The organism is Sphingomonas aurantiaca (assembly GCF_003050705.1).
Classification (GTDB): Bacteria; Pseudomonadota; Alphaproteobacteria; order Sphingomonadales; family Sphingomonadaceae; genus Sphingomonas; species Sphingomonas aurantiaca.
In genome coordinates, this window is sequence record NZ_QAOG01000001.1 from 405,305 (window position 1) to 417,006 (window position 11,702).

Annotated in this window: 12 protein-coding genes; 1 reads left to right on the plus strand and 11 read right to left on the minus strand. The window is 69.2% G+C overall.

From position 1 onward, the window contains the following. Window positions 1–5 precede the first annotated feature (5 nt). The 11 genes from fliN to C8J26_RS01985 are packed head-to-tail and all read right to left on the minus strand — an operon-like array spanning window position 6 to window position 10,626. Complete coding sequence (fliN, locus tag C8J26_RS01935) at window positions 6–296, minus strand: flagellar motor switch protein FliN (protein WP_056054132.1); 291 nt, start codon at window positions 294–296, stop codon at window positions 6–8. Continuing rightward, window positions 293–1,255: a flagellar motor switch protein FliM gene (locus C8J26_RS01940; protein WP_107956499.1), complete on the minus strand. Its 963-nt coding sequence runs from the start codon at window positions 1,253–1,255 to the stop codon at window positions 293–295. The genes fliN and C8J26_RS01940 overlap by 4 nt, the downstream gene beginning before the upstream one ends. A 3-nt stretch (window positions 1,256–1,258) precedes the next feature. Further along, a complete protein-coding gene (locus tag C8J26_RS01945; RefSeq protein WP_056412979.1) occupies window positions 1,259–1,885 on the minus strand; it encodes a flagellar basal body-associated FliL family protein in 627 nt (208 codons plus the stop codon). Window positions 1,886–1,900: 15 nt separating this feature from the next. Next, complete coding sequence (locus C8J26_RS01950) at window positions 1,901–3,733, minus strand: flagellar hook-length control protein FliK (protein ID WP_107956500.1); 1,833 nt, start codon at window positions 3,731–3,733, stop codon at window positions 1,901–1,903. Between the two features lie 47 nt (window positions 3,734–3,780). After that, window positions 3,781–4,200 (minus strand): hypothetical protein, encoded by a 420-nt coding sequence (locus tag C8J26_RS01955; protein WP_107956501.1) that lies wholly within the window; start codon window positions 4,198–4,200, stop codon window positions 3,781–3,783. Between the two features lies 1 nt (window position 4,201). Beyond that, window positions 4,202–5,527 (minus strand): FliI/YscN family ATPase, encoded by a 1,326-nt coding sequence (locus C8J26_RS01960; protein ID WP_056412971.1) that lies wholly within the window; start codon window positions 5,525–5,527, stop codon window positions 4,202–4,204. Beyond that, a complete protein-coding gene (locus tag C8J26_RS01965; RefSeq protein ID WP_107956502.1) occupies window positions 5,527–6,285 on the minus strand; it encodes a FliH/SctL family protein in 759 nt (252 codons plus the stop codon). Before C8J26_RS01965 ends, C8J26_RS01960 begins: the two co-directional genes overlap by 1 nt. Beyond that, on the minus strand, window positions 6,278–7,288 hold the full coding sequence (gene fliG / locus C8J26_RS01970) for a flagellar motor switch protein FliG (protein ID WP_107956503.1): 1,011 nt from the start codon (window positions 7,286–7,288) through the stop codon (window positions 6,278–6,280). The genes C8J26_RS01965 and fliG overlap by 8 nt, the downstream gene beginning before the upstream one ends. Further along, complete coding sequence (gene fliF / locus C8J26_RS01975) at window positions 7,285–8,958, minus strand: flagellar basal-body MS-ring/collar protein FliF (protein ID WP_056412965.1); 1,674 nt, start codon at window positions 8,956–8,958, stop codon at window positions 7,285–7,287. Before fliF ends, fliG begins: the two co-directional genes overlap by 4 nt. Before the next feature lies 1 nt (window position 8,959). Continuing rightward, window positions 8,960–9,322 (minus strand): flagellar hook-basal body complex protein FliE, encoded by a 363-nt coding sequence (gene fliE / locus C8J26_RS01980; RefSeq protein WP_056412962.1) that lies wholly within the window; start codon window positions 9,320–9,322, stop codon window positions 8,960–8,962. Next, entirely contained in the window at window positions 9,319–10,626 is a 1,308-nt protein-coding gene (locus tag C8J26_RS01985) for a sigma-54 interaction domain-containing protein (protein ID WP_107956504.1), read from the minus strand. The genes fliE and C8J26_RS01985 overlap by 4 nt, the downstream gene beginning before the upstream one ends. Before the next feature lie 272 nt (window positions 10,627–10,898). Here C8J26_RS01985 and C8J26_RS01990 point away from each other — a divergent pair. Further along, window positions 10,899–11,702 (plus strand): flagellin N-terminal helical domain-containing protein (locus C8J26_RS01990; RefSeq protein ID WP_107956505.1); only part of this gene is annotated, 804 nt, incomplete at its 3' end.

Here is an 11,702-nt window from a genome sequence, read left to right on the forward strand (position 1 = left end):
CGGGATCAGCCGCGCTTGTCGGGCGATACGAGCTCGGTCATCCGCACGCCAAAGCGCTCGCCGACCGTGACGACCTCGCCGCGACCGATCAGCGTGCCGTTGACGAACACGTCGAGCAGTTCGTTGGCCTGGCGATCGAGCTCGATCACGCTGGATTCGCCGAGTGCCAGCAGTTCGCGCAGCGTCAGGCTGGTCGAGCCGATCTCGACGGTCAGCTTGACGTCGACATCCTGGAGCAGCCGGAAATTGGCGGCCACCGCGGCATCAACAGGGAAGCCTCCGGTCATGTCGTTCATGCTGCAAATCCTTCGTCGAAACGGGTAATCGAGGTGAGCTGGATGGCGGCAAAGCCATTGGACGTGCCGACCGTGCCGCAGCCGAGCCGGTTGTTGCCGACCATCACGGGCACGTCGCCCGAGATGGTGATCGGGATCACGTCGCCGGGTTTCAGGTCCATCAGCATCGTCAGCTTCACGACCGGTTCGGCGAGGACCGAGCGGATCGGGAAGCGCACGTTCATCGCGGCGCGGGTCAGCTCGTTGCGCCACGCCGGATCGGGCTCGGCCGACTTGCCGACGACCTTGGCGGTCAGCGACGGCGCATGCGGCTTCAGCGCGGAGACGGGGTAGACGAGATCGAGGAACACCGGCTTGGCGTTCCCCGCGGCGATGCCGAAGCGCGTGACGATCATCGCGTCCTCGCCGTCGAGATCGACGATCATCGCCGGGTTCACCTCGACGCGCGTCGGCAGGAAATCGAACCGTGCCATCGGCTCCCACGCGGTCTTGAGCGGGGTCGCGATCATCTGGCCGATCCGCGCGACCATCGCCTCTGCGGCGGGCGAGAATTCGCTCGGCAGGACGTGCGGCGCAGCACCGGTGCCGCCGAAGAACATGTCGAGCATCTCGAGCACGAACTTGCCGTCCATGATGCACAGCGCCTGCGCCATGCCCGGCGTCATGATCAGCGGCAGCCACGCGGTCAGCGCGTCGCTGCGCTCGGCACGGTAGTCGGTGAAGCGCTGGACGACCAAAGGCTCGGCCCAGCAGCGGACCTCCTGGCGCAGCAGCGGCTCGAACACGCCGCGCAAGCCGCGCGCGAACCGGGCGGAGAGATGCTGCAACGTATGCAGGTCGCCGAACGGATTGAGCTTGGCCCCGCCGAGCACGCCCTGATGCAGCACGCCCTGTTTGGGGGCGGTGGAGCGATCCCGGTCGCGCCGTTCGCGCGTCTTTGCTGAGCCCTCGTTAACCATGCCTCACTGAACGACGAAACTGGTAAAGTAAACGTTACCGATGCCGCCGAATCCTTCCTTCTGCTTGAGCGTATCGTTGATCGCCTTGGCGAGGCGGACCTGCAATTGGCGCTTGCCCTCGCTGCTCATCACCTGCTCCTCGGTGGTGTCGCCGAGCGCCATCAGGATGGCCGAGCGGACCGCGATGTCGTTGGTTTTCAGGTTGGTGATGACGGTGTCGTCATAGGGCGTGGAGACCGCGACGCCGACCTGGACGAAGTGCGCCGAGTCCTGGAGATTCGAGGTGAAATCCTTCTCCAGCGGGTAGTAGGTGGAGGCGTATTTGTCGCCGCCCTCGCCTGCGGGGGGCTTCATCCCGTGGTTTTCGGGCGCAGCCTCGTCGCCGCCGTGGCCGCCGCCTTCGCCGCCCTCGGTGGCATGTTTCTGCTCGCTCTTGGGGACGAGCTTGGGCTTGCCGTCGTCGGCCGCCGCCGCGTGACCGCCGCCAAGCAGCCCGGCGTTCGACGCATAGACGCCGGCGCCGACGCCACCGCCGACCAGCACCAGCAGCGCCACGCCGCCGATCAGGATCGTCTTCATCTTGCCCTTTTTCTTGGGCGCGGCGTCTGCGGTATCAGTCTTCTCAGCCATGTCGGGTCCTTCGGTTCAGGCGATTCGGGTATCTTCGGGCGCGGCGACGATCGTCGCGGACGCTTGAGGGGATGGGGTGCGGTTGGATGCTTGCGGCGTGGCTTGCGCGCGCGGCTGGCCGTTTCCGGCGCTGTCACCGAGCCCGCCCTGGCCGAGCTTAAGCCCGCGCGCTTCGGCCAGCTCGACGAGCCGGGGTTGGGCCTCCTGGATCAGGGCCCGCGTCGCGCCCTGCTCGGCGTGGAAGTGAACATGGACGGTATCGCCGTCCTGCTTCAGCGCGACGTCGATCGCGCCGAGCGCGTCGGGGACCAGGCGGATCCGCGTGTCGCCCGCATCGGCGGCGTCGCGCAGGATCTCGATCCGCTCGATCATCGCGTGCGGCCACCGCTCCTGCCGCATGTCGAGCGGGGCCTGCTGCGCCGCCGCGGTCGCGATCGTCGGGGCCGATACGGGCGCGCCGGCGGTCGGCGAGACCATGCCGGGGTCGGCGGCGTCACGCTCGTCGCGGGGCTTGGTCGCAGCGCGGATCGCGGCGCCGAACACCTGGCTTGCCGACGCGACGGTACCGGGCTGCGGCTGGACCGCGGCGGGCATCGGCACGGCGAGCGCGACGGGCGTGGTGGCTCCGGTCGAAACCCAGCGCGGCGTGGAGATCGGGGTGTCGGGGCTGACCGGCAGTGCGGTCGCTTCGCGCTGCTCGAGCAAGCCAGGCGTGGCCGGTCGAGCCGTCTCTACGGTTCCAGCGAGGGGCGGGGCGACGGCTGGCGGTGTCGCCGGGGCGGGCATCGTCGGCTCGGCCGCCATGGCGGCCGGCGCGGTCTGCGCGAGGCCGACGGGTGGCGTCTGGTCGAGCGGGAGTCGCGTATCGGCGGTCTGCGGCGGCGTCGGTAGCCGCACGAACGGCGTTCGCGGAGCGGCATTGCCGGTCGCGGGGGTGAGCGCGGCATCGGCTTGCCCTGCGACAGGCAGGGCGAGCGTGGGCGATACCCCCGGGGCCGGGACTGGCGGCGTCTGGATGGGGCTGGCCGCGACGGTAGCCGTAGCGGTTGGCCGGAGCGGGGCGGGGCTGTCGGGGAGCATTTGGCCGGGTGTGACCGCAGGCGGCACACGCCGATCGGCGCCCGGCGCCGGCGCGGGTGTCTCGGCGATCTGCGGCTTCGCTTCGGCCAGCCCGGCGAGGGATGGTGACAGCACGGCGGGCGCTGCCGCGCTTGCCGCGCCATCGTCCGGTTTGACCGTATCGACGATGGCCAGGGAGGTGATCGGCGAGGCGGGTGGGGCGGTCGAGAGTATGACCGGCATGTCCACGGACCTGGCGACGCTTGGGGCCGCGTCGTCCGTATCGGCCTCGCTCGTATCCGCCTCGGTCGTAGCGGTGCCGTCCGTTGCGCTCTGGTCCTTCGCGCGGGCGCCGCGGGTCGGGCCCACGAACGGGGTCGGCCGGGCGATGCGGGCGACCGGGGTGGCGATGGCGGCAGGGTTTGCGGTGCCGAACGGCGGATCGGCTTCGACTGCGTCCGGCGTCAGGGCGTTTGCCGGGAGCAGCAGCGATTTCTGCGCGGCAACCGCTAAAGCGGGCGCTTGCGGCGCGATTCCGGGCTGCCATGCTGCTGGCGGGTCAGCGGCGGGCGTCGCGATCGGCAAGGCGTTGCCGGGGGCGGCGGCGTTCTGCAGGACTGTCGCATCGGGCTTGGCCGCCAGCAAGGGCAGGACGGGAGCCAGGACAGCATCGGGGGTCTGCGCCTGCGCGAAGGAGCCGGCGAAATCGATCGCCCCCCGTCCGCCCTGTACGGCCGGCGAGCGTGTCTGCGCGGGTAGAACGGGGGACAGGGAGGCGGTCAGGATCATGCAGGATACTCGTTCGGGCGCGCGGCGCGAAGCCGCATGCCGCACCCTCAGCAAGGATCGTGCCGAACCTTTCGGAAGACGGGAGACTCTTCCATCGCGCGGATCGCCTTCAACACCGCATCGGCATCGGCGCGCGCGAGGAGCTTCTCGACCGCGCTCTGGTCGCGCTTGGCGGCGCGGGTGGCCTCGGCGGCGCGCTCGACATGCTGTTCGGCCGCCTGGACGCGTGCGACGGCGGCGTTGGCGGATTGCTGGAGGCGCTCGCGGTAATGCGCGGCGGCACCGAGCGACACCGCCACCCGAGTCTCGTTCATCGGCGCGACCGCTTCGGCGAGCAGCGCGATACGCCCGGACAACGCCTGTTCGCTCGCGAACTTGTCATGCGCGCGCGCCTCGTCGGCGCGCGTCAGCCCGAGCTGGAGCGTGCGGACGCGGTGGATGCGCGCGAGCGTCTTGCCACGCGCCATGTCAGCCGCCGAACACGCCGGTCAGCTCGGCGACCGCATCGGCGAGCGAGACATTATCGTCGGCGTCCTGGCGGATATATTCCATCACCGCCGGGTGGCACGCGATCGCCGCGTCGATCGCCGGATCCGCACCGTGGCGATAGGCGCCCATCAGCACCAGATCGCGGTTCTCCTCGTACGTGGCGAGGTGGCGGCGCAAAGTCCGCGCGGCCCTGGCATGGGCTGCGTCGACGATGTCGGTCATCACGCGGCTGACCGACGGGCCGATATCGATCGCGGGATAGACGCCGCGCTCGGCGAGATGGCGGTTGAGGACGATATGGCCGTCGAGGATCGAGCGCGCCGAATCGACCACCGGATCATTGCCGTCATCGCCGTCCGCCAGCACCGTGTAGATCGCGGTGATCGACCCGCCGCTATGGACGTCGACGCCGGCGCGCTCGATCAGGTTGGGCAGCATCGCAATTGCGGAGGGCGGATAGCCACGCGCGGAGGCGGGCTCGCCGAGCGCGAGGCCGATCTCGCGACCGGCATGCGCGACTCGGGTCAGCGAATCCATGATCAGCAGGACCTTCTTGCCCTCGTCGCGGAAGGATTCGGCGATCGCATGCGCACGCAGCGCGCCGCGGATCCGCAGCACCGGCGAATGATTGGCCGGCACCGCGACGACGACCGAGCGCGCGCGCGCGGCGCCCGCGACCTTGGTTTCCAGGAAGTCGGCGACTTCGCGGCTGCGCTCGCCGATCAGGCCGATAACGATCACGTCGGCCTGCGCGGCGCGGACGATCATGCCGAGCAGCACCGACTTGCCGACGCCCGAGCCCGCCATGATGCCGACGCGCTGGCCCTGGCCGATCGTCAGCAGGCCGTTGATCGCGCGGACGCCGACGTCGAGCGGTTCGCGCACGCGGCCGCGATCGAGCGGCGACTGGAGTTTCCCCGCGAGCGGCCAGCGGCCTGCGCCACGGATCGGGCCGAGCCCGTCGATCGGCTTGCCCGCGCCATCGACGACTCGGCCGAGCATCGCAGCGCCCACTTCGGCCTCGCCCGGCGCGCCGATCGGCTTGACCGGCGCGCGCGGGAGGAGCGCGGCGGGGCCGCCGAGGTTCATCATCAACGTGCGGCCGTTGCGGAAGCCGATCACCTCCGCCTCGACGCTCGCCGCGCCCTCGCCGACCTGGCAGACGGTGCCGACCGGCAGCGTCAGCCCGACGGCTTCCATCAGCAGCCCGTCGAACGAGGCGAGACGGCCGGAGACTTTGGGCTTGGCGACGAAATCGGTGTTGGAGAGGGTTTCGAGATAATCGGCGGTGAAGCGATTGAGCATCAGCGGGGCACCGGGACGCGGTCGATCGCCTGCGCCAATTGGTCGAGCCACAATTCGGGGCCATCCTCGACGATCGTCGAGGCGCTCTCGAGCACGAAGCTGCCGCGCGCGACGCCCGGATCGCCGGCGGCGAAGATCGATTTCGGCAAGCGGCCTTCGAGCAGCGCGACGTCGTCGGGATGCACGCGGAGCAGCGCGGATTCAGCGCTGTCGGCAAGCAGTTCGGCGGCGTTCTCGATCCGGCCGGCAAGCACGTCGGGCGCGATGCCGACTTCGCCGACCACCTTGGACACGAGGAACAGGACGGTCTGGCGGAGCTGTCCGGCGATGCGCTCGCGGTCGATCCGATCCGCGCCCAGCGCAGAGGCGAGATCGCCGAGCAACGTCGCGTCACGCGCCGCGGCATCGCGCGCGGCCGTAGCCGCGGCGGCGAGGCCTTCCTCGTAGCCCGCGGCATGGGCAGCCGCGAGCGGATCGATGAACGACGATTCGCTGACCGGATCGAGCGGATCCCAACCGGCGGTCGGGTTCGCGTTCTTGTCCGCCGGACTAAAGTGGCGCGGCGTGCCGGTATCGGCGGCGGCGTCGCGGACGGATTCGGCGGTGAACGCCTGGCCGAAATCATTGGCAGGCCGGATCGTCGCGCGCGCGCGGATATCCGCGGCGGCGAAGCCCGATGGCGGCGCGAACGCACTGGCGAGGACGTTGGCGCTGGTGGTGTGGCGCGACGCGAAGCCGGCGGTGAACCCGTTAGACATAATCGTCCTCGCCTCCGCCCATCTGGATCGTGCCGTCCTTCGCAAGGCCGCGTGCGATCGCGATCATCGCCTTTTGCGCCTCGAGCACTTCGGCGAGCTTCATCGGCCCGCGTGCTTCCATCTCGTCGCGGATGCCATCGGCGGCGCGCGCCGACATGCAGCCGAGGAAACGGTTGCGGATCGTCTCGTCGACGCCCTTGAGCGACTTGGTCAGGATTTCGCTGTCGACGTTGCGGATCAGCGTACCCAGATTCTTGTCGTCGAGGTCGAGCAGGTTGTCGAAGATGAACATCGCCTCCTCGATCGCCTTGGCGACGTCGCGGTCGATCTTGAACAGCTTCGGCATCACGCGCTGCTCGGTCGCCTTGCGCGCGCCCGAGAGAATCTTGGCGGCTTCGCGCGTGCCGCCGAGCGTGACGCCGGCGCCGGCCGACGCGGTGCTGGTGCGGTTGGCGAGCAGGGTGCGCAGCGTCTCGACCGCCTCGGGCGTGATCGGGCCGAGCCGGGCAATGCGGTGGAGGATGTCGGGCTGCACCGCGTCGGGCAGCAGTTCGAGCACCTGGCCGCCGATCGACGCGTCGAGGTTTGCGATCAGCACCGCGGCGATCTGCGGATGCTCCTTCTCGATCATCGCGGCGATCTCGGTCGCGTCGAGCCAGTCGAGCAGCTCGAGTTCGCACGCGGCCTCGGGCGGGGTTATCCGCGCGAGCACGCTCTCGGCCTTTTCGGGGCCGAGCGCGCGGTTCATCACCGCCTCGATCTGCGGGCGCGGGTCGAACCCGATCGCGGTGCGCTCGCGTGCGCGGCCGACGAAATCGTCGAGCACGTCCTCGACCTCCTGCTCGGACACGTCGGCGACCTTGAACATCGCCGCGCCGAGCTGGCGGACCTCCTCGGGCTCGAGCTTCTGGAGGATGGCCGCAGCCTCCTCCTCGCCGACGAGCATCATCAGCACCGCGGCGCGCTCGACGCCGGTATAGGTACGGATCGCGACGTCGCTCACTTCGCGTCCGCCTTGATCATGTCGCGGACCGCGAGCGCCGCGCGCGTCGGATTGTCACGGGTGAAGCCGCGGACCGCGCCGATCCGGTCGTCATAGCCGCGCGTATTCTCGAGCTGGTCGAGGCTGACGGGGGCGGCGACGGTCATGCCGTCCTGATCCGCCGCACCGATCGGCTGGCCGAGCGCGGGGCGCGTGCCGGCGTCCTCGCGCTTCTTCATCAGCGCCTTGGCGATCGGGCGGACGCCGAGCAGCAGCACGAGCAGCGCGATCAGGATCGCGGTGCCGTTGCGGGCGAGCACCGGCAGCCACGCATTGTCGTACCAGGCGGGCCCTGCCGCCGCGTCGGTGGCGCCTGCGAACTTGCGGCTGATCACGGTGACATTGTCGTTGCGCGCCTGGTCGAAGCCGACCGCGCTCTTCACGAGATCGGTGATCTGGTTGATCTCCATCGCGGTGCGGCGAGTCTTGTCCGGATCGCGCAGCAGGACGGCGACCGACAGCCGCTTGACGCCGCCGGGCGTGGCGCGCGTGACCGACACTTCGCGGCCAAGATCATAGGCGCGCTGATACTGGTCGGACTGCTTCATCGCGTCGGGTGCCGGGCCGCCGGCGACGGGCTGCGCGGCGGGCGTGCCGGGGTTGCCGGTCGCGGCCTGCGGGGTGGACAGCGTGCTGGCGGCGGGCGGCGTGTTGCTGAGCGCACCCGGGATCCCGCCTGGCGCGCCTGCGCCGCCGTCCTTCTGGTTGCCGGTCCAGTTGCCCGTCTCGGCACGCAGCACGCCCTGCTTTTCGTAGCTTTCGCGCGTCGCCTGGCTCTCGTCGAGATTGACGTCGGCCTGCACCTCGGCGGTGAAGTTGCCCGCGCCCACGAGCGGGGTGAGCAGCGCGATCAGCTGCGTGCGGTACTTGTCCTCGATCCGGCGCTGGATATCGATCCGAGCGTCGCTAGCCGCGCCCGCGCCATCGCTGCCGCCGGCCTTGGTGAGCAGCGCGCCCATCTGGTCGACGATCGTCACCGCCTCGGGCTTCATGCCGGGCACCGACGAGGCGACGAGGTTGATGATCGAGGCGACCTGCGCCTCGCTGAGCGAACGCCCGCCCTGGAGCTTCAGGATCACCGAGGCCGATGGCGCGGCGTTGTCGCGGACGAATACCGAGGCTTCGGGCATGGCGAGGTGCACGCGCGCCTCGGCGACCGCGTCGATCTCCTCGATCGACTTCGCCATCTCGGATTCGCGCGCCTGGCGAAGGCGTTCGCCCTCGACCGCACGGCTGACGCCCATCGGCAGCTGGTCGAGGATCGCATAGCCGCCCGGTGCCGCCTTGGGCAGGCCCTGGCCCGCCAGCAGCATCTTGGCACGGCTGTAATCGTCCTCGCCGACGGTGAGCGCGCCGGTGCCTTCGTCGATATGGCTCTTGATGTTGGCGGTGGTCAGCGCGGAGGTGACCGCAGCCTTGTCGGAATCGGGCAGGCCGCTGAACAGCGTCTTCTGCGTCGGCGTCGACAGGCTCATCCATGCCAGCGCGGCGGCGGCGATCAGCCCGACCATCAGCGCCATCGGCAGCGAGCGGCGAACCGCGGGCTGTGCGAACACGCCCTTGATCTGCTGGAGGGGGTTGGCGAACCGTTCGGTGCCGCCGGGCGAGGTGGGGATGAGTGCGGTGCTCATGTCAGACCGGCATGCTCATGATATCCTTGTAGGCGGACAGCAGCTTGTTGCGGACCTGCAACGTCGCCTCGAACCCGACCGATGCCTGCTGGCGCGCGAGCATCACTTTTGCGATGTCGACCGTCTCGCCGCGCTCATAGCTTTCGCTGAGCTTGGCGGCCTGGGTCTGGCCGTCGTTGACGCTTTTCAGCGCGGTTTCCATCGTGTCGGCAAAGCTGGTCGGCTTGACCGTTTCGGTCGGCGCGACGGTGCCGCTCGCCCCCGCGCGCGACAGCGCCTGGTTGCGTTCGAGGATCTGCGAGCGCAGCGCCATGACGCGGTCGACGCTCATCGCGCCGCCACCGATGCCCGAGACGCCGCTCATGCCGAGGCGGCCCAGTTATGGACGTTGCCGATATCGTCGCCCTGCTCGCGCGCCTTGGCGAGGCGATAGCGCAGCGTGCGTTCGGAAATGCCGAGGCGCTTGGCGGTCTCGATCCGGCTGCCGTTGCACGCCTTGAGCGTCTCGCGGATTGCGGCGAACTCGCTCATCTGGACGATGTTGCCCAAGGTCCCGGGGGGCGTTTCCGGCTCCGCTGCAACCGGCGTGATGGGCGTGACTACCGCGGTACGCTGGAACGTCATCGATACCGGGCGGTCGAACACGATGTGGTTCGCCTCGATCGTGTCGCCGTTGCAGAACAGCAGCGCGCGCTGGATCACGTTTTCGAGCTCGCGGACGTTGCCGGGCCAGTCGTGCTGCATCAGCTGCTCGATCGCCGCATGGCTCGGCCAGGGGATCGAGGTGCGCGTGCCGGCGTGACGCAGGATCAGCGTGGCGGCGAGCGCAGGGATATCCTGCGGGCGTTCGGCCAGCGACTTGGTCGCGAGCGGGAACACCGCGAGGCGGTAATAGAGATCGGCGCGGAACCGGCCCGCGGCGACTTCGGCGTGCAGGTCGCGGTTGGCGCAGGCGATCACGCGGACGTCGATCGGCTGCGGCACCGATGCGCCGAGCGGCACGACCTCGCGCTCCTGCAGCACGCGGAGGAGCTTGGCCTGCAGCTGGAGCGGCATCTCGGCGATCTCGTCGAGCAGGATCGTGCCGCCGTTTGCCGCGCGGAAGAAGCCGTCGCCGCCCGACGATGCGCCGGTGAACGCACCCTTCTGGTGGCCGAACAGCAGCGCCTCGAGCATCGATTCGGGGAGGGCTGCGCAGTTGATCGCGATGAACGGCTTGTCCTTGCGTGCCGACCCATTGTGGATCGCGCGGGCGAGCACTTCCTTGCCGGTGCCGGTCGGGCCGTTGATCAGGACGGTGATGTCGGCGGCGGCAACGCGTTCGGCCAGTGCGAGCAACGCGAGCGATTCGGGGTCCGCGGCGGTCGGCATGTCGGGGCCGCCGATCAGCGCGCGCGCGAACCCGTTGCCGACCGCAGTGTCTTCCGCGGCAAAGCTGATCCGGGCGGGCGAACCGTCGCGCGACGGGGTCACCTGGCGGCCTTCGCAGCCGATCACGACGGTGCGGGCAGGGGCGGCGATGCCCTCGCCTTCGACGACCAGGAACAGATCGTTCGGGCCCGGCTGCGCCGTTTCGAACGAGCCTACGGCAAATCCCTGCGCCCGAAGCGACGAGACCAGCGCATATTTCCGCGAAGTGACTGCGGCCGATGGAAAAATAGAACGCATTGAGTTCCCCCTGAACGATTCGGGGAATGCGCCATTGGTGGTAAATTTGCGGTTAAACGGTGCCGGCATGCGGCAGATTATTTCCGGGCGCGTCCGCGTGGACACATGCGGACGCGTCTACGCGCGCGCGTAGGAGGGCGCGCACCGGGGGCGCTCGCAGGCGAGGCGATTTTTTCCTCTAAAGTTCGCGCCGAGGCGGCCGTTACCCCCTGTGACGGATCGGCACTTCGCCATGGGGGCGGCGCGGATCGTCGAAGATCACGGAGATTCTCATGACTGTCATCGGTACCAACATCTCGGCACTGCGCGCGACCAACGCCTCGACCAAGGCCTCGAACATGCTGGCCACGTCGATGGAGCGCCTGTCGACCGGCAAGCGCATCAATTCGGCCAAGGACGATGCCGCCGGTCTGGCGATCTCGTCGTCGATGACGTCGCAGATCAAGGGCATGAACCAAGGCGTCCGCAACGCGAACGACGGCATCTCGATGGCGCAGACCGCCGAGGGCGCACTCGACGAGGTCAGCAACAACTTGCAGCGCATGCGCGAACTCGAAGTTCAGAAGTCCAACGGCACCTATTCGCCGAGCGACATCGCGAACATCAAGTCGGAGCAGGATGCGCTGTCGAAGCAGATCACCAACGTCCTGACCAACACCAAGTTCAACGGCGTCGCGCTGTTCGACGGTACCGCCGGTACCGCCGGCGTCGTAAAGATCCAGGCGGGCGCGAACGCCAACGACTCGATCGACCTCAATCTTGGCGGTGACTTGAAGGGTGCAGGCGGCGTCGGCACGGTCGTCACGGCAACCGGCGCAGGTGCGACCTCGGCGACGATCCTGGCCGACTACGACACGGCGCTGTCCAACGTCTCGAACCGCCGTGCTTCGCTCGGCGCGTCGCAGAACCAGCTGCAGTCGGCGGTCAACAACCTGACCTCGAACGCGACCAACCTGTCGGACGCCAAGAGCCGCATCGAAGACACCGACTTCTCGTCGGAAACGACTGCGCTCGCCAAGGCGCAGATCCTGAGCCAGGCATCGACCGCGATGCTGAGCCAGGCCAACCAGAGCCAG